We start from the raw sequence: 26,017 nt of genomic DNA, 5'->3' as shown, positions 1-26,017 counted from the left end.
CCCCGCACGACGAGAGGAACTCAGTGAGCACAACCCTGTCCGGCGCGCCAGCGAAGATCCTGCGCACGGCGTCCGGGCGGGAGGCGGCTCGCTGGGTGCTCGACCACTGCCGCTCCGCCCCCGCCCTGCCGATCGCCACCGTGCTGGCGACGGTGGTGGGGGCGGTGCTGCAGATCGTCCCGGTGTTCCTGCTGGGCACCGTGGTGGACGGGATCGTCGGGGGCCGCGGCGCGGAGATCCTGTGGTCCATCGGCATCGCCACCGTGGTGTCGGCGCTGGGCGGCGCGGTGATGACCGCGGTCTCGACCTACCTCATCGGCCGCCTGGGCGCGGAAATGCTGGCGCGCCTGCGGGAAGGCGCCGTCCGCGCGGTGCTCGGGATGCCGAGCGCGCGGATCGAGGAGGTCGGCCGCGGCGACGTGCTCTCGCGCGTCGGTGACGACGTCGCCGTGATCTCCAAGGGGTTCCGCACGGCGATCCCGACGATCTTCTCCGCGGTCGTGCTGGTCGTGATCGCCACGGCCGGCATGTTCGGGCTCGACTGGCGGCTGGGCCTGGCCGGCGCGTGCGCGCTGCCCGCCTACTGGCTGGCGCTGCGCTGGTACCTGCCGCGATCGCAACCGCTCTACCGGGCGCGTTCCGAGGCGCAGGCCGACCGCGCGCAGGCGTTGATCAGCGGCCTGGACGGCATCGCCACCGTGCGCGCCTACCGGCTGGAAGGCGTGTTCCGCGACCGGGTGACGGCCGAGTCGTGGCGGGTGCGCAACATCGGCATCGAGGTCTTCCGGTTCTTCGGCCGGTTCATCGGCCGGGAGAACCGCGCCGAGTTCATCGGTCTCGGACTGATCATCGTCGTCGGCTACTTCCTGGTGACGAACGGGCAGTCCTCGCTGGGCCAGGTGTCCGTGGCGGCGTTGCTGTTCCACAAGTTGTTCGTGCCGCTCGGCCTGATCATGGCGTTCTTCGACGAGGCGCAGAAGTCCGGAGCCGGGCTGACGCGACTGGTCGGCGTGACCACGGAGTCGGACGGCGACGAGCTCGTGCGCAGCGCGGTCGCCGTCGACCCTGACGCGCAACCACTTCCGGTGTCGGTGCGCGGGCTTTCCTTCCGCTACCCCGAATCCGAGCACGACGTGCTGCGGGACATCGACCTGGAGATCCCCGCCGGCACCTCTCTCGCACTGGTCGGCGCGACCGGTGCGGGCAAGACGACGCTGGCCGCCCTGGTCGCCGGGACGGGCACCCCGCTCGCCGGGTCCGTGCACATCGGCACGTCCGACCTCGCCGATCTCGACGAGGCGGGCGCTCGCGCGCTGGTCAGCATCCTGACCCAGGAAGCCCACGTCTTCGCCGGCCCGCTCGCCGAGGACCTGCGGCTGGCCGCACCCGGCGCGACGGACGACGAGCTCATGGACGCGCTGCGCACCGTGGGTGCCGACACGTGGGTTCAGACGTTGCCCCAAGGTTTGCTGACCGACGTCGGCGAGGGCGGCGAACGCCTCGACGTGACCAAGGTCGCCCAGATCGCGCTGGCGAGGCTGGTGCTCGGCCGCTCCCCTGTCGTCGTGCTCGACGAGTCGACGGCCGAGGCGGGCAGCCAGGGTGCCGCCGCCCTGGAACGAGCGGCGCTCGCGGCGTGCCGGGGCCGCACCACGCTTCTGGTCGCGCACCGCCTGACCCAGGCCATCGCCGCCGACCGGATCGCCGTTCTCGACGCGGGCCGCGTGCTGGAACAGGGCACTCACGAAGAACTTGTGGCGCGTGACGGGCGTTACGCGGCACTTTGGGCCGCTTGGCGATTCGGAACCGCAAATACTTAGGTTAGGCTACCTTCACCGACGTGAAGGGATGGCTGAGTCGTCGATGGAACAGATGGCCGACCGTGACGTACTTCTTTCGACCGCCCGGATCGCCTCCGTTCGGCGCCGTGCCGGTGAGTACCCGCAGCGGACCATCGCCGTCGCGAGTGCCGTCGCACTGACCCGCTGGGCGGACCCTTCGCTGGAAGTCGACGGACTCGAGCTCACGCCCGCGACGCTCTTCGGCGACCTGCTCGTCTGGGCCGACAAGGGCCAGCGGTGGGACGTCACCGAAACGCCGGACGGCTGGGCCATCCCGCTGCCCGAGGGCGTGGATCCCGTTGCGGCCCAACGGGCGCTGGACGACCTCGCCGAGTTCCCGAACCGCGCCATCGGAACGCTGACCTCGCAGACGGCCGAGGAGCGGCTCGCCGACCTGGCGCGGTGGAACGACAACGAGTTCGCGCGCGACCGGCCGAGCATCGTCGAGCTGTTCCGCGAGCAGGCCCGGCAGCGCCCGGACGCCGTCGCGATCAACGACGGTGACCGCGCGTTCACCTACGGCGAGGCGCTGGCGCGGTCCAACCAGCTGGCCCGCCACCTGATCGAGCGCGGACTGACCGCCGAGCAGGTCGTCGGCATCTCGCTCGACCGCTCGGCCGAGATGGTGATCAGCCTGCTCGCCGTGCTGCAGGCCGGGGCCGCGTTCGTCCCGCTGGACCCGCAGTGGCCGGCCTCCCGCCGGGAGTCCGTGATCACCGACGCGCAGGTCGTCGTGCTCCTCGGCACCGGACAGGAAGGCGAGCCAGAGGCCGTCCCGGTCGACCTCTCCGACTGGGGTTTCACCGGGTACTCCGCCGAGCCGGCGGACGTCACGATCCTCGGCGCGCAGCTCGCGTACGTGATGTTCACGTCCGGCTCGACCGGCCGCCCCAAGGGCGCGATGATCCGGCACGAGGCGATCAGCGAACGCCTGCTGTGGCAGGTGGACCAGATCCTCCACTTCGGACACTCCGACGCGTCGCTGTTCAAGGCGCCGCTGTCGTTCGACATCTCCGTCAACGAGATCTTCCTGCCGCTGGTGTGCGGCGGGCGAACCGTCGTCGTGCGGTCCGGTGGCGAGCGCGACCCGCACCACCTGCTGCACACGATCGCCCGTCACCGCGTGACGTTCGTGTACCTGGTGTCGTCGATGCTGGACGTGCTGCTGAACATCGCGGGCGACGGCGAGCTGGCCAGCCTGCGGCACGTGTGGTGCGGCGGCGAGGTGCTCACCCCCGAGCTGTACGACAGGTTCCGCACGCAGCTCGACATCCCGATGTACCACGGTTACGGCCCGGCCGAGGCCACGATCGGCGTCTCGCACGTGATCTACCGGGGTGAGGCCGAGCGGCTGTCGACGTCGATCGGCAGGGCGAACCCGAACACCGACCTCTACGTCCTCGACGACGAACTGCGGCCGTGCCCGGCCGGCGTGGGCGGCGAGCTGTACATCGGCGGGTTCCTGCTGGGCTGCGGCTACGTGAACGCACCCGGCCTGACGGCGTCGCGGTTCGTGGCCAACCCGTTCGCCTCCGACGGCTCGCGGCTCTACCGGACCGGCGACCTGGCGCGGTTCGCGCCGGACGGCTCGCTCGACTTCCTCGGCCGCGTCGACAACCAGGTCAAGATCCGCGGCATGCGGCTGGAGCTGGAGGACGTCGAGGTCGCGCTGGCCGAACACCCCCGGGTCCGCCACACCTGTGTCGTGGTCAGGAAGAACTCCGCGGGCGGCAACTACCTCGTCGGATACGTCGTTCCCTCGGACCCCAGCCTGACCTCGGACGCCGTGAAGCAGTGGGCGACCGAGAACCTCGTCGAGTACATGGTCCCGGCGCACATCGTGGTGATGAGCGAGTTCCCGTTGACGCCCAACGGAAAGCTCGACCGCCGCGCACTGCCGGAACCGACGGCCGAGACCGGGCCGGTGACCGCCGCGGCCAACGACGACGAGGCCGCGATCTGCGCCGCCGTCGCGTCGGTGCTGCGGGTCGAGCGGGTCGGTGCCGACCAGGACTTCTTCGAGCTGGGCGGCGACAGCATCCTGGCGATCTCGCTGCTGTCCGCGTTGCGGGCCGAGGGCGTCTTCGTCACGGCCACGCAGATCTTCGTGCACCGCACTCCTCGCGCGCTCGCGGCTGTCGCGTCACGTGACGGCGCCTCGGCCGTCGACCACGACGACGTGCCGACCGGGCCGGTCGCAGGGCTGCCGATCGTGCAGTGGCTCGGTGAGACCACGGACGCGATCGACGGGTTCGTGCAGTCGGTCGTGCTCAACACGCCTGCTGATCTGACCGCTGACGCTCTGACGCAGATCCTCGACGCGGTCGTCGCGCGGCACGACATGTTGCGCGCCAAGCTGGTTCGCGGCGAGCGGTGGTCGTTCGACATTCCCGCGGACGGTCATGCGCTGTGGGACGAGAGCAGCGCTCCGGTGGAGGAGTGCGTCGCGGCGGCGACCGCGGGACTGGACCCGGACGCCGGCGTCATGCTGCGCGCGGTGTGGCGGTCCGCGGACCGGCAGCTCGTCCTCGTGATCCACCACGTCGTGATCGACGGTGTCTCGTGGCGCATCCTGTTCGACGACCTGGCGCTGGCGTGGGAGCAGGTCTCCTCGGGTGCGGCTGTCGAACTCCGCCCGGTCGGAACGTCGTTCCGGCGCTGGACCCAGCTGCTGGAGAAGACCGGGTTCGAGGCGGACCTCCCGTACTACCAGCGCGCGTTGCCGGGCGCGGACCAGCCGCTCGGCCGTCGTGAGCTGACCGAGTCCGACGTCGTCGCGGGCGAACAGGTTCGCACGGTCACGCTCGGTTCGGCCGCCACCGCGGCGTTGCTGAGCGACGTGCCCGCGTTGTTCCACGCCAAGGTCAACGACGTGCTGCTGACCGGCCTCGCGGTGGCGCTGGCCCGGTGGCGGCGCGACAACGGCCAGGACCAGACGTTCGCGCACATCGAACTGGAGGGACACGGCCGCGAGGGCCGGTTCGTCCCGCTCGACCCCGACCTGTCCCGCACGGTCGGCTGGTTCACGACGCTGTTCCCGGTGACCGTCGATCCGGTCGACGTCGACGATCTGGGCTCGGCCCTGAAGCGGGTCAAGGAAGACCTCGCGCGGGTGCCGAGCAACGGTGTCTCGTACGGTGCGCTGAAGTACTTGGGACGCAACGAGTTCGACGTCACGCGGCCGCAGGTGCTGTTCAACTATCTCGGCCGGTTCGCCGGTGGCACGACCGGTGACTGGCAGCTCGCGGAGAACGCGGGCCAGCTCGGCGAGAAGCGCGACCCGGCGATGCGGCTGCCGCGCGCGCTGGAGTTCAACGCCTCCGCCGAGCCGGGCGCCGACGGTGCGCTGGAGCTGGTCACGGTCATCTCGTGGCCGTCCGGTGTCTTCACCTCCGAGGACACCGCCCAGATCGGCTCGTACTTCGTGGAGGCGCTGGAGGGGCTCGCGGCGCTGACGCGGGGTGGCCACTCCCCCAGCGACTTCGACCTGCTGCCGCTGACGCAGGCCGACGTGGACGCCCTGGACTCGCCGGCGTTGCGCGACGTCCTGCCGCTGACGCCGTTGCAGGAGGGCCTGTACTTCCACTCGGTGTTCGACGACGAGTCGTCCCACCGGTACGTGGAGCAGCAGCTGCTGACGCTGACCGGCCCGGTCGACGCCCGCAGGCTCGAAGCGGCCGCGGCACGCGTGCTGGAGCTGTTCCCGAACCTGGCCGCGCGGTTCGTCGGTCTTGCCGACGGACGTGTCGTGTCGGTGCTGGAGTCCGGCGTCCGGCCCGAGTTCTCCACTGTGGACGGTCAGGGCATGACCAGTGAGGAGATCGGGGAGTACGCCGAACGAGACCGCGTCGCCGGGTTCGACCTCGCACGCGGGCCGCTGATGCGCTTCACCCTGATCCGTGTTGCACCACAACGGTTCGTGCTGGTGCAGACCGTGCACCACATCATCGCGGACGGCTGGTCGGTGCCGCCGATGCTGCGCGCGTTGCTGGCCGAGTACTCAGCGCCGGGTTCGGTGCACGTCCGGGGTTCCTACGCGGACTACGTGCGCTGGCTCGTGAACGCCGACGCGGCGGAGAGCGACCGCGTCTGGGCAGCGGAGCTCGCCGGACTGCCGGGCCCGTCGTTCGTGGCGGAGGGCCACACGCCGTCCGAGCTGTTCGCCGACGTGGCGATCGACGCGGCCGCGGACCTCGACGAGGCGACGCGAGCGGCCGGGGTGCCGTTGAGCGCCGCCGTGCACAGCGCGTGGGGTGTGACGCTGGGTGGCCTCCTGGGCAGCTGGGACGTGGTGTTCGGGTCGACGGTGTCCGGTCGTGACGCCGACGTGCCGGGCATCGACGAGATGGTCGGTCTGTTCATCAACACGATTCCGGTGCGCACCAAGTGGTCTTCGTCGGCGCGTGAGCTGCTGGACTCGGTGCGTGCGCACCAGACCGCGGTGCTGCCACACCAGCACGTGTCGCTCACCCGCATCGGCCGGCAGGCTCCGCACGGTTCGGCGTTCGACACGCTGGTCGTCTTCGACGTCGCCACGGACGTGACGTCGTTGCAGGGCCCGTTCACGATCGCCGAGGTCGTGAACGAGGGCGCGCCGCACTATCCGCTGACGCTGGTGGTCGAGCGGGGCAACGACGCCGCGTTGCGGTTCAACCTGATCTACGACACCACGGTCGTGCGCGAGGCCGGTGCCCGCACGATCCTGCTGGCGTTCTCGGACACGCTGAACTCGTTGCTGCGTGAGGACGTCGTACCCACTCCCTCGCTGTCGTCCGCGCGGGCCGCCGCCTCGGTCTCACCGGTGACGCTCGCGGATTTGTTCGACGCGGCCGCCGAACGCGGCCCGTCCGCTCGGGCCGTGACGATGTGCCACCTCGACGGCAGCTCCGAGGGCCTGTCCTACGGGATGCTGACCGACGCCAAGAACCGCCTGGCGCAGACGCTGGCCAACGCCGGCGTCGGGCCGCACAAGCGGGTCGCGGTCGCCATCGGGCGGTCGCTGGAGCAGGTCGTCGCCCTGGTCGGGATCGTGTCGGCGGGCGGCGCCTACGTGCCGCTCGACCTCGCCTACCCCGACGAGCGGCTCGAGTACGTCCTCGCCGACTCGGCGCCCCAGGTCGTGCTCGTCTCGGCGGAGCACCGTTCCCGCTTCGAGCGTCTCCTGGATCGTGCCGGTGTGCCGGCGCGGGTGCTGGTGTACGGCGAGGAGGTGCCCGGCGACGCTCCCGTCCCGGCCTTCGACTGGCGCAACCCGGCGTACGTGATCTACACGTCCGGCTCGACCGGCAAGCCCAAGGGCGTCGTCGTGTCGCACGCCAGCGTCGTGTCGCTGCTGGCGAACACCCAGCCGGACATGAACTTCGGGCCGGACGACGTGTGGACGCAGTTCCACTCGTACTCGTTCGACTTCGCGGTCTGGGAACTGTGGGGCGCGCTGGCCCACGGCGGTGAGCTGCTGGTCCCCGACCACGGCCTGACCCGCTCCCCGGTCGACTTCCACAAGCTCGTGCGGACGCGCGGCGTCACCGTGCTCAACCAGACGCCGTCCGCGTTCTACCAGTTCATCGAAGCGGACCGCCTGAGCGAGCCGCTGCCCGCGCTGCGCCGCGTGATCTTCGGCGGCGAGGCCCTGGACCTGTCCCGGATGCGCGGCTGGGTCGAGCGCTACGGCACCGGCCGCCCCGAGCTGGTCAACATGTACGGCATCACCGAGACCACGGTCCACGTGACGCACCGCGTGCTGGATGACCTGGACTTCGCGGCCGGTGACGTCAGCCCGATCGGCGGCCCGATCCCCGGCCTGCGCACCTACCTGCTCGACTCGTCGTTGCGCCCCGTTCGTCCCGGCCAGATCGGCGCGATCTACGTGGCGGGCCCGCAACTCGCGCTGGGCTACCACAACCGCCCGGGCCTCACCTCCAGCCGTTTCGTGGCGGACCCGTTCTGCTCAGACGGTTCGAGGATGTACAACTCGGGCGACCTCGCCCGGCGTGCGCTGGACGGCTCGCTGGAGTTCGTCGGCCGGGCCGACAACCAGGTGCAGCTCAAGGGTTTCCGGATCGAGCTGGGCGAGGTCGAGTCGGCGATCCGCTCGGTGCCGGGTGTCGTCGACGTGGCGGTGACGGTGGCCGACACCGCCGACCACCTCGTCGCGCACGTCGTGGGCACGCCGGCCGGTGATGTGCTGGGGACGCTGGGCTCGAAGCTGCCGGTACACATGGTGCCGCAGCGGCTGGTTCGGCTCGACGCGCTGCCGCTGACGGTCAACGGCAAGCTCGACCGCAAGGCGCTGGAGGAACGGGCGCGCGAGGAGGACGTACCGGTCCCGGCCGGCTCGCCCGCTCTGGACTCGCTGGTAGGCATCTTCGCGGACGTCCTGCCGGGAGCCGCGGTGGACGCGGACACGGACTTCTTCGTGGCCGGCGGCGACAGCATCATCGCGATCGGCGTGGTGAACCGGGCCCGCGACCTGGGTCTGCGGATCGCGCCTCGCGACCTGTTCCTGCACAAGACGCCGCGCGCGCTGGCCTCGAAGTTCGCGGTCGCCGTCGCCGCCCCGGTGGTGGCGTCCGAGGCCGCGGACGGACCGGTGGTGCCGACGCCGATCGTGTTGCGGCAGCGGGAGCTGGGAGGCGACCTCCGGCTGTTCGCCCAGGCACGGCAGGTGGACTGCCCCAGCCTGGCTGACGCGCAGCGCGCGGCCGACGCCGTGGTGAAGGCTCACGCCGCCCTGCGGATGCGGCTCGTGGTGGAGCACGGGGTCTGGTCCTTCGGAATCGATACCGATTCGCAGGCCCCCTGGGGGAATCGGGTCCCCACTCCAATCGTCTCAAGCAGGTCTGACAGTTCCGGCGATCTTCAGGCCGCAGCCAACGAGGCCGCCCGCCGCCTAAACCCCGAAGCCGGCGTAATGGCCGCATTCACGTGGCTGGAGAACACCCAAACCCTCGTCGTCGTAGTCCACCACCTGGCCGTGGACGCGGTCTCGTGGCTGATCCTCCTCGACGACATAGCCGCAGCCATGCGAGGCGAAGACCTCGCACCGGCCACCACCCCGTTCAGCACCTACACCAGCGCGCTCACGATCGACGCCCAGTCGGTCACCGGCCTGCGCCGCTGGATCGAGGTGCTGGACACCCCGTCACTCACCCCGCAGATCGGCGACCAGCGCGAGGTCACGGTCAACCTGAGCGCCGACATCACCGACCGGGTCGTGCAGACGGCGCCGACCGCGCTCGGCATCGGCCTGACCGAGCTGCTGTGCGGTGCGCTGCGCGTCGCGCTGACCGAGATCCAGGGCACGCCGACGGATCTGGTGGTCGAGCTGGAACGCCACGGTCGCGTGCCGGTCCAGGACCACCACGACTACACCCGCACGGTCGGCTGGTTCACCTCGATCGCGCCGGTGAAGCTCAGCCCGCACACCGACCCCGTCGCGGCCGCTCGCGAGCTCACCCACCGACAGCCGGACGAGCGGCAGCACGTCGGCTACGGGCAGTTGCGGTACCTCAACCCGCAGACCGCGCCCGTGCTCGCCGCGCTGCCGAGGCCGCAGGTGCTGTTCAACTACCTCGGCCGGGGCAGCGAGTCACAGGCGCTGCACGTCGACGCCGGGCACCAGCCGAGCCCGTACGCGGTCGAGGTCAACTGCTGGGTCGACACGGGCACCGGCAGCCTGCGGGCGACGTTCGCGCTCACGCGGGACGTGTCGGACGAGATCGCCGCGCGGTGGCTGCTGGCGCTGGAACGGATCGCGGACGCCTCGGTGACCGCGCGCCGCACCGCGCCGGTCTCGCCGTTGCAGCGTGGTCTGTACTTCCAGGCCGCGCTCAGTGCGGCCGGGCACTACGTGGCGCAGAGCTACTTCACGTTCGACCGCCGGCTCGACACCGACGCGTTGCGGAAGGCGATGAGGCACGTCATCGCCAAGCATCCCGTCGTGGGCGCGGGTTTCGAGGACGAGGACGGCTCGCCGGTCCAGGTGATCACGCCGGGCGGGCAGGTCGAGGTCCGCACGGTCGACGTGCTGAACCAGGAGACCGTCGACGCCATCAGGATCGAGGACCGCGCCACGGGCTTCGACCTGGAGCAGCCTCCGCTGGTGCGGCTCACCGTGCTGCGGTTGCCGGACGGCCGGGACGCGTTGCTGTTCAGCTACCACCTGCTGCTGTGGGACGGCTGGTCGCGCGAGATCGTGCTGCGTGACCTGTTCGGCGCCTACCAGGCGTTCGTCAGCGACGAACCCGTCGGCTCCGAGGCCGCGCCGAGCTTCGAGGACTACTGCCGCGCGCTCGACGCCAAGGATCGGCAGGCGGCGGAACGGTTCTGGGCGCGATACCTCGCGGACCTGCCCGGCCCGACGCTGCTGAGCGACGGGTCCACTTCGGACACGCTGCCGACCAAGATCGTGCGAACGCTCCCGGTGGAGCCGACGAACCGCGTTCGGGAGGCGGCCAGCAGGCACGGCGTCACGCTCAACTCGGTCGTCACCGGCGCGCTCGGACTGCTGCTCGGCAGCGAGACCGGCCGGGGCGACGCGGTCTTCGGCGTCACGGTCTCCGGACGTGAGGAGGAGGGCACCGAGGACATCGTCGGCGTGCTGCTCAACACCGTCCCGATGCGCGTCTCGGCGCGACCGCAGGACACCGCGGCGCAGTTCCTCGCGAACGTGCAGGCCTCGCGGGTCGACGCGATGGAGCACGAGCACCTCGGGCTCGGCGAGATCCAGCGCGCGAGCGGCCACGAGCAGCTGTTCGACTCCCTGTTCGTGCTGCAGAACTTCCTGGGCGACGACACGTTCGACGAGCTCAACGCGGCGAACGGGATCATCGACCACGAGTCGGAGGACTCGACGCACTACCCGTTCACCTGGGTCGTGACGCCGGGCAGGCAGCTCACCGTCAAGCTCGAGTACCGGCCGGAGGTCACCGACCCGGCGCGGGCCGAGCGGCTCTTCGACGACTACCTGCGGATCCTCGACGACCTCGCGACCACCGAAGGCCCGGTCGGCGCGATCCACGGCACCGGCCCGAAGCCGGAGCTCAACCCCGCCAACGACTTCGGCAACCAGACCGTCGTCGACCTGTTCGACGTCGCGGCCGACCGCAACCCGGACCGGATCGCGTTGGTCGCGCACGGCAAGACGATGACGTTCGCGGAGCTCAGGGACCGCAGCCGGCATCTGGCCGGAGTGCTGTCCGCGAAGGGCATCGGCATCGAGACGTCGGTCGCCATCGCGGTGCCGCGCTCGCTGGACTGGGTCGTCGCGCTGTTCGGCATCCTGCGCTGCGGCGCGGCCTATGTGCCGCTGGAGCTGGACCACCCGGACGAGCGGATCGCCGCGATCATCGACGACGCGCGACCGGCGCTCGTCATCACAACGACCGCGGTGGCGCCGCGGATCCAGGGCGAGGTCTTCACGCTCGACGAGCCGTGGCCGGACGCCGATCCGGTGACCACGTTCGCGGAGGACGACCCGAACCGGCTCAAGCACGCGGCCTACACGATCTACACCTCCGGTTCGACCGGCAAGCCCAAGGGTGTGGTGACCGAGTACGCCGGTCTGACCAACATGCTGGTCAACCACCAGCGGCGGATCTTCGAGCCGGTGCTGGCCGAGCACGGGCACCGGACGTTCCGGATCGCGCACACCGTCTCGTTCGCCTTCGACATGTCGTGGGAGGAGCTGCTCTGGCTCGCCGACGGCCACGAGGTGCACATCTGCGACGAGGAGCTGCGCCGCGACGCGACCGGGCTGGTCGAGTACTGCCTGGAGCACGAGATCGACGTCATCAACGTGACGCCGACCTACGCGCAGCAGCTGGTGGCCGAGGGGCTGCTCGGCGCCGAGCACAAGCCGGCGCTGGTGCTGCTGGGCGGCGAGGCCGTGACGCCGACGTTGTGGCAGCTGCTCGCGGACACGCCCGGCACGATCGGCTACAACCTTTACGGGCCAACGGAGTACACGATCAACACGCTGGGCGTCGGCACGTTCGACTGCGTCGACCCGGTGGTCGGTATGGCGATCGACAACACCGACGTCTACGTGCTCGACCCGTGGCTGCGGCACGTGCCGGATGGCATCGCGGGCGAGCTTTACGTGTCAGGCGTGGGCATCGCGCGCGGCTACCTCGGGCAGCCAGGCCAGTCCGCCGAACGGTTCGTGGCCTGTCCCTGGGTGCCCGGCGAGCGGATGTACCGGACCGGCGACCTGGTGATCCGGCGTCCCGACGGCAACCTGCTCTACCTGGGCCGCACGGACAAGCAGGTCAAGATCCGCGGCCACCGCGTGGAACTGGGCGAGGTCGAGGCCCGGTTCGCCGCGCACCCGGACGTGAAGTTCGTCGCCGCCGTCGCGCAGGCCGACCCGCAGGTCGACGGGGCGTACCGGCTCGCGGCCTACCTGGTTCTCACCGAGGGAGCGGACATCCCGTCCATCGCCGCGGAGGTCGGCACCGGGATGCCGGACTACCTGCGGCCGACGCACTACGCCCAGGTCAACGCGATCCCGCTCACGGTCAACGGCAAGGCCGACACCTCGGCCTTGCCCGAGGCCCGTCCGCTCGGCACCCTGATGACCAAGGTCTCCGACCGGGAGCTGACCGAGACCGAGGTCGTCGTCCGCGAGATGTTCGCGGAGGCGCTCGACCTCGACGAGGACGAGGTGGGTATGACGAGCGGCTTCACCGACCTGGGCGGGCACTCGATGCTCGCGGTGCGGCTGATCGGCCTGCTGCGACGCGAGTTCGGTCCCGTGGTCACGATCCGCGACCTGCTGTCCCTCTCCACCCCCGAAGCGATTGCGCGCCACGTTGACGAACACTGAAGTCCGCACCGGCAGGGAGATCCTGCGGATCGCCCTGCGCCGCAACATCGGCGCGATGGCGTCCGGGACCCTGCTGATGGGGTCCTACCAGGCCGCCGAGACCGCCGTGCCGATCCTGCTCGGCGTGATCGTCGAGTACGCGCTGCGTGGGGGTGAGCTCAGCTCGCTGGGGATCGCGCTGCTCGCGCTCGGCCTCGTGATGGCCACGGTGTCGTACTCGTGGCGGTTCGGCATGCGCATCCTGCAGAAGGCGAACACGACGGAGGCACACCGGTGGCGGGTCGAGGTCGCGGACCGCGGCCTGCAGCCGGTGGCGCGCGAGGTCGACCTGAAGTCCGGCGAGGTCCTCACCGTCGCCACCGAGGACGCCGACCAGACGGCGGACATCATCGAGGTGGTGCCGCTGCTGGTCAGCGCACTGGTGTCGGTGGCGATCACGGGCGTGGTGCTGGCGGTGATCAGCGTGCCGCTCGGCGTGCTGGTCTTCGCCGGCACGGCGGCGATCCTCAGCGTGCTGAGCGTGATGTCGCGCCGGATCGGCACGAACACCCAGGTGCAGCAGGCGAAGGTCGCGCGGGCCGGAGCGAAGGTGTCGGACCTGATCGCGGGTCTGCGGCCGCTGCACGGGTTCGGCGGCAGCTACGCGGCCTTCCAGGCTTACCGCCGCGTGAGCACCGAGGCGAAGAAGCAGTCGATCGTCGTGGCACGGGTCAACGGCGTCTACGCCGGTCTGGCGTTGGCGCTGAACTCGTTGCTGGCCGCCGCGGTCACGTTGTGGGCGGGCCTGCTGACGTTCCAGGGCCAGATCACCATCGGCCAGCTCGTGATGGTGGTCGGCCTGGCGCAGTTCCTGATCGAACCGCTGAAGCTGTTCTCCGAGATGCCCAAGTACGTGATGATCGCGCGGGCGTCGGCCGAACGGATGGCGCTGGTCCTGGCCGCTCCGCCGCGGATGACGCCCGGCGTCGAGGAACCCGTGCCGCAGAGCGGTCTCGAGGTCTCCGGTGTCACGCACGGGACGTTGCGGGACCTGACGTTCGCGGTGCAGCCGGGTGAGTTCGTGGCGATCGCCGCCTACCAGCCGCAGGCCGCGGCCGAACTGGCGTCGGTGCTGGCCGTCGACGTGGCCCCGGCTTCGTACGCGGGTGTCGTCCGGGTGGGCAAGCGGGAGGTCGCGTCGCTGACGATCGAGAGCGTGCGCACCCACCTGCTGGTCAACCCTTCGCACCACGAGGTGTTCGCGGGAACGTTGCGGGAGAACGTCGACCCGGCCGGCTCCAGCTCGCTGGTGGACGAGGCGGTCTCCGCCGCGATGCTCACCGACGTGGTGGCGCTGCACTCCGACGGCCTCGACTACGCCGTGCGCGACCGGGGCGCGAACCTCTCCGGCGGGCAACGGCAGCGGTTGTCACTGGCCCGCGCGCTGGCGGCGGATCCGGAGATCCTGGTGCTGCACGACCCGACCACGGCCGTCGACGCGGTGACCGAACAGCTCATCGCCCGCAACCTCGTCGCGTTGCGCCGCGACCGCACGACGATCGTGATCACCAGCAGCCCGGCGCTGCTCGACGTGGCGGACCGCGTGATCGTGCTCGACGGCGGCACCGTCACGTCCGAGGGCACGCACCGTGAACTGCTCGGCCGCGACTCCTCCTACCAACTGGCGGTGGCCCGATGACCGGTGCCGGATACCGGACGACGTTCGAGTGGCGCGGCGGCCCGGCCTCGGTCAGGTTCGAGAGCTGGTCGGAGCCGGTCGAGCTGGAGCACAGGGAGGGCGACCTCTGGTCCGCCGAGGTCGAGATGCCGGCCCGGCTGCGCGTGACGTACCACTTCTTCGACGGCGACGAGCACGCCGATCCGCGCAACCCCGAGGGTGCGGGCCCGAACCGGTCGATCTTCGCCACGCCCGACCTGGAACCGCAGCCGCACTGGCCCGTCGTCGGACCGGACGAGGTGCTCGACGTGCCGTCGCTGCGCATCCGGTGGAACGGGACGTTGGGACGCAAGACAGTTCGTGTGCATCAGGGCGGCGAACCGGTCGTGCTGCTGCTCGACGGCGACGACTGGATGTACGCGCACCCGGCCGTCGCCGCGTTCGAGTCGGCGGTGAAGAACGGCGAGATGCCGGCGGCCACGCTCGTTTTCCTTCCCACGCCCCGTGATCGTGCCGCCGAGTACAGCTCTTCCGCGCTGTGGCAGGCGATCCGGGACGAGCTGCTGCCGTTGCTCGCCGCGAACGGCGTCACCGTCGACCTGGACCGGTTCGTCGTCGCCGGGCAGAGCCTGGGCGGGCTCAGCGCGTTCCACGCGGCCCTGGACTTCCCGGATCTGGTGAGGCGGGTGGCCTGCCAGTCCGGTTCGTTCTGGTGGAAGCGGGATCTGCCTGAGCACGGGCTGTCGCTCGACGGGCCTTCAGGCGGTGACACGGCGGAACGCCTGAGCGCCCTGCCGGACCTGTCCGGTCTGCGCGTGGCGTTCGACGTCGGCGAGCACGAGCCCAGGATGCACCGGCACTGCGTGGCGGTGGAGGAACTCGCCGCGCAGGCGGGCGCGACCGTGCGGGTGAACCGGTCTCCGTCCGGGCACGACCGGGTCGGCTGGCGGCACGCCCTGGTGCGCGACGTCGCCTGGTTGCTGAACGAGGTCTGAACGCCCGCCCGGAGAGGTTGATGGGGGAGCTTTCCCAAACCTCAGGTTGAGGAACGCTCCCCCCATCAACCTCACTGCCGGACGGAATGGGCGGGCTGCGGGCACGGGTGCCGGCAAGGCGATTCAGCTCAGCGGCCACACCTCGACGACTCCGTGCGCGACCGCGCACGGGGTCCCGGCCACCATGCGAACGGCCTCCTCCACGGAGTCCGCCTCGAAGATCGCGAACCCGGCGACCGGCAGAGCGGCTCGGAGGAAAGGCCCGTCCTCCACGGACGTACCGGCGCCGTCGTGATTGCGAACCTGCACGGGCGCACCGGCGATCCCCATCTCGACGCCTGCCGCCTTCAGTCGTTCGTCGTGCTCGTGCGCCTCCTCGCGAACAGCCGCAGAGGTTCGGTCATATCCTTCACGCTCGCCGTACCCGATGGTCACGAACTTCGGCATCGCTGATCCTCCTGTCTCGAGCCTTCACCGGTACCGACTCCGGCAGCGCGCGGAACTCATCGGGCCGTTCATCGACTGTTCACCCCACGCTTGCCACGCAGCACCGGGAAAACCCGTCGAAGTAACGAAAGATCTGTTTCTCGACAGGGTTTCCGGCAGAGGTGAACAGTGAAGAGAACGCTCGGCATCGGCCTGGCGGTGGTGCTCCTGGTGGGTGTCGTGACGGCCATCGTCCTGGGTCAGGGCGAGAAGCAAGCCCAGTTGGCGACCGTGCGCGGCGTGATCGGCTCGGAGAAGCTCGCCTTCTTCGCCGACCAGCGGGTCAAGGACGTGTTCGCGAAGCACGGGCTCGTGATCGAGGTCGATCCGGCGGGTTCGCGGCAGATCGCCACGGCCGCGGACCTGAACTCGTACGACTTCGCCTTCCCGTCGAGTGCGCCGGCGGCCGAGAAGATCCAGCGGGACCGCAAGGCCGCGCGGACGTACGCGCCGTTCTCGTCGCCGATGGTGGTCGCCACGTTCGACCCGATCGTCGAGCTGCTGACGAAGGCGGGCGTGGTGAAGGCCGGGCCGGGCTACCAGACGTTCGACGTGCAGGCGTACCTGGACATCGCGGCCAGGGGCACGCGGTGGGACCAGCTGCCGGGCAACACCTCTTATCCCGCGCGGAAGAACCTGCTGGTCACCACGACCGACCCGCGTGACTCGAACTCGGCGGCGATGTACCTCGCGATCACGTCGTTCGTCGCCAACGGCGGGGTGGTGAGCACGCCGGACGCCGAGGCCAAGGTGCTGCCGTCGGTGTCCAAGCTGTTCCTGGACCAGGGTTACACGCAGAGCAGCACCGAGGGGCCGTTCGAGGACTACCTGTCCGCGGGGATGGGCAAGACGCCGCTGGTGCTCGCGTACGAGGCGCAGTTCGCCGACCGGGTGGTGCGGGGCGACTCGACGATCCGGCCGGAGATGAAGCTGCTCTACCCGGCGCCGACGGTGCTGTCCAAGCACACGCTCGTACCGCTGCGCGACGCCGGTGACAAGGTCGGGCAGCTGCTCCAGAGCGACGCCGAGCTGGGCAGGCTCGCCGCGACGTTCGGCTTCCGCACCGCCGATCCCAGGCACTTCGCCGACATCGTCAAGGAGAAGAACCTGACCGTGCCGCAGACGATCGTGGACGTGGTCGAACCGCCCGCGCACGAGACGCTGGAGCGGATGCTCGAAGCGATCGCGAAGCAGTACTGACGTGTCCGACTTCGTGCTGACGCCACCGGAGCCCGTCGAGCCCGTGCCGGTCGGCCGCGCCGCCGGGCTGATCCCCGTCGCCGACGAGGCCAAGGCCGCGCTGTCGTCACGGGCGCAGGAGTTCGTCTCCGCACTGAGCGCCGTCGACCCGCAGTCGCCGGACTTCGGCCGGATCGTGGACGAGGCGCTCGTGCTCGGCGAGGCGGAGATGCGGGTCGCGGCGCAGATCGCGGGCCGGTTGCTCGACCGCACGCTCGCGTCCGCCTCCTCACCTCACGGCGCGCAGATGTCCACGAGCCTGACCGAGCTGCGGCGTTCGGTGCGCGAGCTCGACCCGCAGGACATCACGAAGCTGACCGGCCGCAAGATCCTCGGGTTCCTCCCCGGCGGGAACGCGGCGAAGGGGTTGCTGGCCAGGCTGCGCGCGGCCGACGAGCCGATCAACCGGATCGTGTTGCGGCTGCGGTCCAGCCAGGACGCCCTGAAGCGCGACAACGCCGCCATCAAGGGCGAGCGGCAGCGGTTGTGGGACCTGATGACCACGCTGTCGCAGGACGCCGCGCTGGCCGCCGAGATGGACGAGGCGGTGCAGCGGCAGGTCGCGATCCTCGACCTGGCCGAACCGGACCGCGCGCAGGCGCTGCGCGCCGACGTGCTGTTCGGGCTGCGGCAACGGCATCAGGACCTGCTGACCCAGCTCGCCGTCTGCGCGCAGGGCTATCTGGCGCTGGACGTGGTGCGCCGCAACAACGACGAGCTGATCAAGGGCGTCGAACGGGCCGTCGGCACGACCGTCACGGCGTTGCGGATCGGGGTGGCGGTCGCGGCGGCACTGGCCGGGCAGCGCGAGGTGATCGACCAGGTCGACGCCGTGCGCGGGCTCACCGACTCCCTCCTGCGGTCCAACGCGACGCTGATGTCGGTGCAGGGACAGGACATCCAGCGCATCGCGGCCACACCGGCCGTCGGCGTCGAGGCGGTGCGGACCTCGTTCGACCAGATCTACGCGGCGATCGACGCGATCGACACGTTCAAGGCCCGCGCGGCCGACTCCCTGTCGAGCACGGTGACCGCGCTCGACGCCGAGATCCGGCGCGCCCACGACCACCTGAGCCGCGTCCGCGGCGCTGAGGAGCAAGCATGATCCGCCGCCTCGTCCCCGCGGTCACCGCTCTGGCACTGCTCGCGGGATGTTCCGACGAAGCCGATCCGGCGAGACCCGTCGGCGACCCCGAGCCCGGTGTCCTGCGGGTGCTGGCCGGCAGTGAGCTCGCCGACCTGCAACCCGTTCTCGACGAGGCCGCCCGCGCGACCGGGGTCAGCGTGAAGTTCAGCTTCACCGGCACCATCGAGGGCGCCGAGAAGGTCGCGAGCGGCAGCGCCGAACAGGGTTTCGACGCCGTCTGGTTCTCCTCCAACCGCTACCTCGAGCTCGTGCCCGAGGCCCAGAAACGGCTCGGCACGCCGGCCAGGGTGATGTCCTCTCCCGTCGTGCTGGGGTTGCCGGCGGCGAAGGTCCGCGAACTGGGCTGGGAGGGCAGGCGGGTCGGCTGGGCCGAGATCGCCACCGCGGCCGGTGCGCAGAGGTTCACCTACGGCATGACGGACCCGTCCGCCTCCAACTCCGGTTTCTCCGCGCTGGTCGGTGTCGCGGCGGCGCTGTCCGGTTCGGGCTCCGCCCTCGACGCGGCGCGGATCGACGCCGTCGCCCCGCAGCTCAAGCAGTTCTTCTCGGCCCAGACCCTGTCCGCGGGCTCGTCCGGCTGGCTGTCGGAGGCCTACGCCCGGCGCGCCAGGGGCGAGGACCCCGGCACCAAAGTGGACGGTCTGATCAACTACGAGTCCGTATTGTTGTCGCTCAACGCGACGCTGCCCGAACCGTTGACGCTGATCTACCCGAGCGACGGCGTGGTGACCGCGGACTACCCGCTCACGCTGCTCACGTCCGCGACCTCGGAAGCCCGTGCGGCGCACCAGAAGCTGTCCGACCACCTGCGCGGCCAGGACGTCCAGCGCAGGATCATGGACACCACGCACCGCCGCCCGGCCGTGCCGCAGGTGCAGCCGGACGCGAAGTTCACCGTGCGGGACCTGGTCGAACTGCCGTTCCCCGGCAGTCAGTCCGCTGTGGACGGTCTCATCACGACGTACTTCGACCAGCTGCGCCGCCCGTCGCGCACGCTCTACGTGCTCGACACGTCCGGTTCGATGCAGGGCGACCGCATCGACGGCCTGCGCCAGGCGCTGGTGGGCCTGACCGGCGCCGACTCCACGCTCGCCGGGAAGTTCAACAGGTTCCACAGCCGCGAGCAGGTGACGCTGGTGCCGTTCAGCAGCAGCGCGCGCCCGGCGATGAAGTACGAGGTGCCGCAGGACGACCCGCGTCCGGTCCTCGACCAGATCCGCACCACCGCCACCGCGCTGGACGCCTCCGGCGGCACGGCCATCTACAGCAGCCTGCGCGGCGGCTACGACGTGCTGCGCCAGCAGATCGACGCCGACCCCGACCGGTTCACGTCGATCGTGCTCATGACCGACGGCGAGAACACCGGCAGCGAGAACGTCGACGACTTCCAGCGGTTCCACGCGGGCCTGCCGCAGAACCTCAAGGGCATCCCGATCTTCCCCGTGCTGTTCGGCGAGAGCGCGACCGCCGAGATGGACCGGCTGGCGAAGATGAGCGGTGGCAAGGTGTTCGACGCCCGCAGCCGCTCGCTCTCGGCCGCCTTCAAGGAGATCCGTGGCTATCAGTAGATACCTGGCCTCCTGGAAGAACCTCGCGGGCTGCGTCGGCGGCCTGACCGGCCTGGGCCTGCACTTCGCGGGGCTCGCCGGCTCCTACTGGGTGCTGGTGGTGATCGGCCTCTACGGCGTCGGCGCTCTGGCCGCGCCACCCGAGCGGATCACCCTGGTGACCGACCCGGAGGAGGAAGCCGGCGCGCTGCGGTCGGAGCTGGACGCGCTGGTCGAACGGGTGCGAGGTCTCCGCGTGCCCGGTGAGGTCCCGCCGAAGCTCGCGGAGGTCGCCGAGGTCCTGCGCGGCATGCTGGACCGCCCGCGCGAGCTGCGCGCCGACCCGGACGCCCTGCACGCCGTCACCCGGCTCGTGGCCACCGACCTGCCGCTGGCGGTGCAGTCCTACCTGAACCTGCCGTGGTGGTACGCCGCCGCGCGAGGTTCCGGCACGGAACTGGTGCGGCAACTCGACCTGCTGCACGCCGACGCGGTGCGCACCGCCGAACGGTTCCACTCGGCGGACGCCCAGCGTCAGGCCGACCACACCCGCTACCTCGAGGACCGTGACAGGTGAGACCCAGCTGAGCGGTCGTCCGCGATATTCCCGCCCTAGCCGGGAAAACCGAGGGCGGTGGAGAGATCGCGAGCCGCCCCGGACACGATCCGCCCCAGCTTGTCGAGCTGCGTCCCGATCCGCTCCTTCGGCGCCGACACGTTCAACGCAGCCACGATCCGCGAGGTGAAGTCGAACACCGGCGCGGAAGCCGCGACCACGCCCCGTTCCAGCTCCTCGTCGGACGTCGCGTAACCGCGCTCCCGCACGCGCTTGAGCTCCGCCACCAGTGAGTCGAGGTCCTTGATGGAGTTCGGCCGCGGCGAAGGTTGTTCCAGCACCGCGAACTGCGCGTCGGCCCGCTCCCCCGCCTCCAGCACCGCCTGGTCGTGGCCGTGCTCGGCGTACCAGACCGACAGTGACGACAGGTCCCAGTCGCTGATCAACGCCCGGCCCGACGGGGTGCGCCACGCCGCGGTCGTCACGCCCTCCCACCCGGTGGTGTGGAAGCGGTTCGGGCTCAGCTCGCTCATCAACGTCAGCACGTTCCCGCCCCGCAGCACGCACAGGTGCGCGGTCTCGCGGGTCACCTGGGCGAGGTGCTTCAGGCGCCCGCGCGCGTTCCAGGCCAGTGCGCCCTCGGACGTCCGCGCGGCCAGCGCGTACAGGCGGGAGCCGAGCCGGTAGCTCAGGGACTCGGGGTCACGCTCGACGAGCCCGCTCTCGGCCAGCGTCGCGAGCGTCCGCGACACCACCGTCTTGTCCCTGCCGACGAGGGTCGCGATCCGGACGACACCGAGGCCGCCGGCCTCGACGGCTTCCGGCCGGCCGAGCACCTCCAGCACCTCGATGTCGCGAGCCAGGCCTGCGGAGTTGCGTCGTGATCCCTGCATGAAGCGGCACCCTACGAGGCACGTTGCCATATTGCCAACAGCAGTTGTGCATAAGACCACGGAAATTCTACCGTTCCCGGCCATCGGCACCGACGCCGAAAGGAGGCCCCGTGTCCGGTTCGCTCGACGTGTTCCTGGCCCGCCGCTGGGAAGATCTCGTCACGCTGACGCTGCAACACCTCGCCGTGGTGGCTTTGAGCCTCGCCATCGCCACCGTCCTCGGCGTTCTGCTCGGCTTGCTGGTGTGGGACCGCGACATCCCCCGCTCGGCGGTGCTCACCGCCGCCGGCATCGCGATCACCATCCCGTCGCTCGCGCTGCTGGCCCTGCTCAGCCCGGTGCTCGGGCTCGGGTGGGCGCCCACGGTGGTGTCGCTGGTCTTCTACTCGCTGCTGCCGATCGTGCGGAACACCGTGGTCGGCCTGCGGGAGGTGCCCGCCCACCTCATCGAGTCGGCCCGCGGCATGGGGATGACGCCGACGAAGACGCTGCTCAGCATCCAGTTGCCGCTCGCGTGGCCGCTCATCGTCACCGGCATCCGGGTGGCCGCGCAGCTCACCGTCGGCATCGCGGCGATCGCGGCCTACGTCGCCGGTCCCGGTCTCGGCTTCTACATCTTCAAGGGCCTGTCCTCGCTCGGCTCGGTCAACGCGCTCAACTTCGCGCTCACCGGCACGCTCTGTGTCGTGCTGCTGGCCCTGCTGATCGACGGTGCCTTCGTCCTGATCGCCCGCTACAGCACCTCGAGGGGTCTCCGTGTCTGAGCCTGGAGTCGGCATCGAGCTGAGCCACGTCACCAAGCAGTACGCCGGTCAGCAGCAGTGCGCCGTCGAGGACTTCACGCTGAAGGTCGACCCCGGCGAGCTGGTCATGTTCGTCGGCCCGTCGGGCTGCGGCAAGACCACGACGATGAAGATGATCAACCGGATCATCGAGCCGTCCAGCGGGTCGATCACGATCGACGGCCAGGACGTGTTGTCGTTGGACCCCAACGAGTTGCGCCGCCACATCGGGTACGTGATCCAGCAGATCGGCCTGTTCCCGCACATGACGATCGCGGAGAACATCGCCACCGTGCCGAAACTGCTCGGCTGGTCGAAGGAGCGGACCAGCGAGCGGGTCGACGAGCTGCTGCGGACCGTCCAGCTCGACCCCGGCACGTTCGCCCACCGCTACCCCAAGCAGCTCTCCGGCGGTCAGCAGCAACGCGTCGGCGTCGCGCGGGCGCTGGCCGCCGATCCGCCGGTGATGCTGATGGACGAGCCGTTCGGCGCCACCGACCCGATCACCAGGCAGAAGCTGCAGGCCGAGTTCCTTAAGCTACAGGCGGACATCGGCAAGACGATCATCTTCGTCACGCACGACTTCGACGAGGCAGTCCGGCTCGGCGACCGGATCGCGGTGCTGAGCGAACGCAGCCAGATCGAGCAGTTCGACACGCCCGCGAACATCCTGGCCGACCCCGCCAACGACTACGTCTCGAGCTTCATCGGCCACGGCGCCGGTCTCATGCGCCTGGCGCTGATCTCCACCTCCGACGTCGAGCTCGACGCACCGGACGCGTCCGCGCCGGCGGTCGACGCGGACGCCTCGCTGCGGGACGCGCTCGACCTGCTGATGGTGACGGGCGCGGAGCGGGTCAACGTGTCGGGTGCGAACGGATCGCTGACCCACGCGAGGATCGCGGCCGCCCTGCACAGGTCGAGGCAACCGGTGGAGGCGTCATGACCGCCCACACCACGCAGCTCCCCGCCACTCCCCGGATGGCGTTGCGCCGGCTCGCGACCCCGCTGGCCGTCGCCGCGGCCCTGACCGTGCTGTTCCTGTGGGTCGGCACGCTGACGCTCGACTCCATCGAACAGCGCACGCTCAACACCACCTACCTCCTCGACCGCACGCAGGAACACCTCGTCCTCACCGTGGCCTCGTCGGCCCTCGTCGCGCTCCTGGCGATCCCGGCGGGCATCGCCGCCTACCGGGTGAAGTCCAAGGCGGTCAGGGCGTTCGTGATCGGGCTCGGCAACATCGGCCAGGCCACACCGGCGGTGGGTGTGGTGATCCTGCTGGCGATCGTGTGGCAGACCGGCTTCTACACCGCCCTCATCTCACTCGTCGCGTACTGCTTCCTCCCCGTCCTGCGCAACACCCTGACCGGGCTCGAACAGGTCGACCACGCCACCCGCGAGGCCGCCAGTGGCATGGGCATGACCCCGCGCCAGGTCCTGTGGCGCATCGAGCTCCCGCTGGCCTCACCGGTGATCCTGGCCGGGCTGCGGACCGCTCTCGTGTTCTCCGTCGGCGTCGCCACCATCGCGACGTTCATCAACGCCGGCGGGCTCGGCGACATGATCGTCAACGGCCTGAAGCTCCAGCGCTACCCCGTGATCGTCGTCGGCGCCGTGCTCGTCGCCGCGATCGCCGTCCTCATCGACTGGGCCGCCGGCCTCGTCGAGGACCTCGTCCGCCCCCGCGGTCTGTAAGTACCCCTCCTCCGCCGTAAGGACCTCCCATGTACAAGCGCGCCCTCATCGGTGTGCTCGCCCTCGGGCTGGCCGCCTGTTCGTCCCCCAACGCGAGCACCGAAGCGAAGTCCAGCGACCTCGCGGGCCTGTCGGGCCAGATCGGCTCGAAGGACTTCGCCGAGCAGTACATCCTCGCCCACCTGACCACGAAGCTGCTCAACGCCCACGGCGCGACGTTGGAGGCCAACACCAAGCTGGTGGGCTCGGCGAACGTGCGGCAGGCGTTGGAGAACAAGCAGTTCGTGGGCTACTGGGAGTACACCGGCACGTCCTGGATCACCTACAACAAGCAGACCCAGCCGCTCAAGACCGAGCAGGAGCAGTTCGACGCGGTCAAGAAGGCCGACGAGGCCAAGAGCATCGCGTGGGTCGCGCCCGCGCCGTTCAACAACACCTACACCTTCGCGATCCGCAACGAGAAGGCGCAGGAGCTGGGCGTCTCGAAGATGAGCGACATCGCCAAGCTGCCCGCGAACGAGCGGACGTTCTGCATCGAGAGCGAGTTCTCGACGCGGGACGACGGCTGGCCCGGCGTCTCGGCGACGTACGGCTTCGACGCGCCCAAGGACAACGTGAAGCTGCTCGACACCGGCGTCATCTACACCGCCACCAAGGAAGGCAGGGACTGCAACTTCGGCGAGGTGTTCGCCACCGACGGCCGCATCGCCGCGCTCGGGCTGACCGTGCTGCAGGACGACAAGTCGTTCTTCCCGATCTACCAGGGCGGGTTCACGCTGCAGGCCGACGTGCTCAAGAGCCACCCGAAGATCGCGGACGTGCTCAAGCCGATGGCGGACAAGCTGACCACCGAAGAGATGCAGAAGCTCAACGCCAAGGTCGACGTCGACGGCGAGGAGCCCGACGAGGTCGCGCAGGAGTGGCTGACCGCGCAGGGGCTGATCTGATCATGCGGATCGGAGAGAGCTTCGTCGGCGAGGGCGTCAACGCCGCCCACATCAACACGGTGCTCGGCCATCGCGACGGGCCCGCGGGAACCGCGTGGGCCACGGCTCTGGCGACACCAAGCGAAGGCCACGTCCCGTTCGTGGCGGTGCTGCGACCTTCGTTGCCGGTCAAGCCGATGACGTTGTTCGTCACGAAGGCCGCGCCCGCGAACGACGACCACGGGTTGCTGATCTGGGGTCCGGCCCAGGCCGGTGTCGCCGCGGGAGTGGCCGACGCGGTGGCCGAGGGCAGCATCCCGGAGCCGGACACCTCGACGCACGTGCTGATCGCGGCGGTCTGGGTCAACCCCGGCGCCGACGACGCGGACACCGTGTACCGCAACAACCGGGAAGCCACGCGGACGGCGCTGGCCAACGGCGCCTCCGACCTGCCGCTTCTCAAAGACGTGCTGGCTGCGTCCCCGAGCAACCCCTTCTACACGCCCCCTGAGGAGAGAGCGTGACTCCCACCGTCGGTTTCGTCGGACTCGGCAGCATGGGTGCCGGCATGACCCGCAACCTGCAGAAGGCCGGGTTCTCCCTGGTGGTCAACGACATCCGCCGCGAGGCGGCGGACGAGCTGGTCGCCGGCGGCGCCAGGTGGGCGGGCACGCCCGCCGAGGTCGCCGCCGACAGCGACCTCGTGATCACCATGCTGCCCACGCCCAAGCACGTCCACGAGGTCATGACCGGCCGGGCCGGTGTGCTCGCCGGGATGGTGCCGAGCGGCACGTGGATCGACATGTCCACCTCGGTTCCCGAGGTGGCGGACGAGATCCGCAAGTCCAACACCGGTCTGCACGTGCTGGACGCCCCGGTCAGCGGGATGTCCGTGGGCGCGGCGAACGGCACGTTGCAGATCTTCGTCGGCGGTGACCCCGATGACGTCACCCGGCTGAGGCCGGTGTTCGAGGCGATGGGTGAAAAGGAACGCATCCTGCACGTCGGGGCGCACGGCGCGGGCTACACGGTGAAGCTGATGCTGAACCAGTTGTGGTTCTCGCACCTGGTCGCCACGGCCGAGGTGCTGGCGATCGGGGTGAAGGCGGGGGTCGAGCTGGGTGTGCTGCGCAACGCGCTCGTCAACAGCCCGGCCCGGAGCAACTTCGTGGAACACGACGTGCTGTCCGTGCTGGACCACGGTGACTACGACGAGGGCTTCGCGATCGCGCTGGCCTGCAAGGACCTCGGCCTGTCGACCGATCTCGCGGCGTCGGTCGGGGTACCCGCCGAGCTGTCCGCGCTCGTCGAGCAGATCTTCCGCCGCGCCCGCGCCACCTACGGCGACCGGGCCGGCGAGATGACCCCGGTGAAGCTCTACGAGGACCTCATCGGGGTCGACCTGAGGCTGTGAGGGGACACGCC

The 26,017-nt window shown here is 70.3% G+C and carries 16 protein-coding genes; 14 read left to right on the top strand and 2 right to left on the bottom strand.

Features of this window, described 5'->3' with window-relative positions:
* Positions 1–23 precede the first annotated feature (23 nt).
* The 4 genes from ACRSBM_RS12475 to ACRSBM_RS12460 are packed head-to-tail and all read left to right on the top strand — an operon-like array spanning position 24 to position 15,318.
* Positions 24–1,820: an ABC transporter ATP-binding protein gene (locus ACRSBM_RS12475; RefSeq protein ID WP_434443091.1), complete on the top strand. Its 1,797-nt coding sequence runs from the start codon at positions 24–26 to the stop codon at positions 1,818–1,820.
* A 28-nt stretch (positions 1,821–1,848) separates the two neighbouring features.
* Positions 1,849–12,666 carry an amino acid adenylation domain-containing protein gene (locus tag ACRSBM_RS12470; protein ID WP_434443089.1) on the top strand — a complete coding sequence of 3,606 codons (10,818 nt, stop codon included), beginning with the start codon at positions 1,849–1,851 and terminating at the stop codon, positions 12,664–12,666.
* On the top strand, positions 12,653–14,344 hold the full coding sequence (locus ACRSBM_RS12465; RefSeq protein ID WP_434443087.1) for an ABC transporter ATP-binding protein: 1,692 nt from the start codon (positions 12,653–12,655) through the stop codon (positions 14,342–14,344). Before ACRSBM_RS12470 ends, ACRSBM_RS12465 begins: the two co-directional genes overlap by 14 nt.
* Entirely contained in the window at positions 14,341–15,318 is a 978-nt protein-coding gene (locus tag ACRSBM_RS12460) for an alpha/beta hydrolase-fold protein (RefSeq protein ID WP_434443085.1), read from the top strand. Before ACRSBM_RS12465 ends, ACRSBM_RS12460 begins: the two co-directional genes overlap by 4 nt.
* A gap of 123 nt (positions 15,319–15,441) precedes the next feature.
* Here ACRSBM_RS12460 and ACRSBM_RS12455 read toward each other — a convergent pair whose 3' ends face one another.
* The gene (locus tag ACRSBM_RS12455; protein WP_434443083.1) at positions 15,442–15,765 is read right to left on the bottom strand and encodes a YciI family protein; all 324 of its coding nucleotides are present in this window, start codon (positions 15,763–15,765) and stop codon (positions 15,442–15,444) included.
* Between the two features lie 168 nt (positions 15,766–15,933).
* On the opposite strand from ACRSBM_RS12455, the gene ACRSBM_RS12450 reads away from it, so the two are divergent.
* The 4 genes from ACRSBM_RS12450 to ACRSBM_RS12435 are packed head-to-tail and all read left to right on the top strand — an operon-like array spanning position 15,934 to position 20,314.
* Positions 15,934–17,004, top strand: a complete 1,071-nt coding sequence (locus ACRSBM_RS12450; protein WP_434443081.1) for a hypothetical protein — start codon at positions 15,934–15,936, stop codon at positions 17,002–17,004.
* A 1-nt stretch (position 17,005) separates the two neighbouring features.
* Positions 17,006–18,148, top strand: coding sequence for a toxic anion resistance protein (locus ACRSBM_RS12445; protein WP_434443079.1), 1,143 nt, complete (start codon positions 17,006–17,008; stop codon positions 18,146–18,148).
* Positions 18,145–19,758, top strand: a complete 1,614-nt coding sequence (locus ACRSBM_RS12440; RefSeq protein WP_434443077.1) for a substrate-binding domain-containing protein — start codon at positions 18,145–18,147, stop codon at positions 19,756–19,758. The genes ACRSBM_RS12445 and ACRSBM_RS12440 overlap by 4 nt, the downstream gene beginning before the upstream one ends.
* A complete protein-coding gene (locus ACRSBM_RS12435; protein WP_434443076.1) occupies positions 19,745–20,314 on the top strand; it encodes a hypothetical protein in 570 nt (189 codons plus the stop codon). Before ACRSBM_RS12440 ends, ACRSBM_RS12435 begins: the two co-directional genes overlap by 14 nt.
* A 35-nt stretch (positions 20,315–20,349) precedes the next feature.
* Here the strand turns inward: ACRSBM_RS12435 and ACRSBM_RS12430 are convergent, their stop codons facing one another.
* Complete coding sequence (locus tag ACRSBM_RS12430) at positions 20,350–21,186, bottom strand: IclR family transcriptional regulator (RefSeq protein ID WP_434443074.1); 837 nt, start codon at positions 21,184–21,186, stop codon at positions 20,350–20,352.
* A 110-nt stretch (positions 21,187–21,296) separates the two neighbouring features.
* Between ACRSBM_RS12430 and ACRSBM_RS12425 the strand changes: the two genes are divergently transcribed.
* Genes ACRSBM_RS12425 through ACRSBM_RS12400 form a run of 6 tightly spaced genes read left to right on the top strand, consistent with a single transcriptional unit; the run spans position 21,297 to position 26,006 of the window.
* Complete coding sequence (locus ACRSBM_RS12425) at positions 21,297–21,950, top strand: ABC transporter permease (protein ID WP_434443072.1); 654 nt, start codon at positions 21,297–21,299, stop codon at positions 21,948–21,950.
* Positions 21,943–22,914 carry an ABC transporter ATP-binding protein gene (locus ACRSBM_RS12420; RefSeq protein WP_434443071.1) on the top strand — a complete coding sequence of 324 codons (972 nt, stop codon included), beginning with the start codon at positions 21,943–21,945 and terminating at the stop codon, positions 22,912–22,914. Before ACRSBM_RS12425 ends, ACRSBM_RS12420 begins: the two co-directional genes overlap by 8 nt.
* Entirely contained in the window at positions 22,911–23,666 is a 756-nt protein-coding gene (locus ACRSBM_RS12415; protein WP_434443070.1) for an ABC transporter permease, read from the top strand. The genes ACRSBM_RS12420 and ACRSBM_RS12415 overlap by 4 nt, the downstream gene beginning before the upstream one ends.
* Before the next feature lie 29 nt (positions 23,667–23,695).
* On the top strand, positions 23,696–24,613 hold the full coding sequence (locus tag ACRSBM_RS12410) for a glycine betaine ABC transporter substrate-binding protein (protein WP_434443068.1): 918 nt from the start codon (positions 23,696–23,698) through the stop codon (positions 24,611–24,613).
* A gap of 2 nt (positions 24,614–24,615) precedes the next feature.
* Positions 24,616–25,116 (top strand): formaldehyde-activating enzyme, encoded by a 501-nt coding sequence (gene fae, locus ACRSBM_RS12405; RefSeq protein WP_434443066.1) that lies wholly within the window; start codon positions 24,616–24,618, stop codon positions 25,114–25,116.
* The gene (locus ACRSBM_RS12400; protein ID WP_434443064.1) at positions 25,113–26,006 is read left to right on the top strand and encodes an NAD(P)-dependent oxidoreductase; all 894 of its coding nucleotides are present in this window, start codon (positions 25,113–25,115) and stop codon (positions 26,004–26,006) included. The genes fae and ACRSBM_RS12400 overlap by 4 nt, the downstream gene beginning before the upstream one ends.
* The last annotated feature ends 11 nt before the right edge of the window (positions 26,007–26,017 follow it).

Origin of the sequence: Lentzea xerophila (assembly GCF_051094245.1) — a bacterium.
GTDB lineage: Bacteria > Actinomycetota > Actinomycetes > Mycobacteriales > Pseudonocardiaceae > Lentzea > Lentzea xerophila.
This window is presented reverse-complemented; position numbering and strand designations above follow the sequence as displayed.

Excerpts from the sequence above, each read along its gene's own strand:
- ACRSBM_RS12470 (WP_434443089.1), top strand. The coding sequence starts at position 1,849 with ATGGCTGAGTCGTCGATGGAACAGATGGCCGACCGTGACGTACTTCTT.
- ACRSBM_RS12460 (WP_434443085.1), top strand. The coding sequence starts at position 14,341 with ATGACCGGTGCCGGATACCGGACGACGTTCGAGTGGCGCGGCGGCCCG.
- ACRSBM_RS12455 (WP_434443083.1), bottom strand. The coding sequence starts at position 15,765 with ATGCCGAAGTTCGTGACCATCGGGTACGGCGAGCGTGAAGGATATGAC.
- ACRSBM_RS12440 (WP_434443077.1), top strand. The coding sequence starts at position 18,145 with ATGATCCGCCGCCTCGTCCCCGCGGTCACCGCTCTGGCACTGCTCGCG.
- ACRSBM_RS12430 (WP_434443074.1), bottom strand. The coding sequence starts at position 21,186 with ATGCAGGGATCACGACGCAACTCCGCAGGCCTGGCTCGCGACATCGAG.
- ACRSBM_RS12415 (WP_434443070.1), top strand. The coding sequence starts at position 22,911 with ATGACCGCCCACACCACGCAGCTCCCCGCCACTCCCCGGATGGCGTTG.
- ACRSBM_RS12410 (WP_434443068.1), top strand. The coding sequence starts at position 23,696 with ATGTACAAGCGCGCCCTCATCGGTGTGCTCGCCCTCGGGCTGGCCGCC.
- fae (WP_434443066.1), top strand. The coding sequence starts at position 24,616 with ATGCGGATCGGAGAGAGCTTCGTCGGCGAGGGCGTCAACGCCGCCCAC.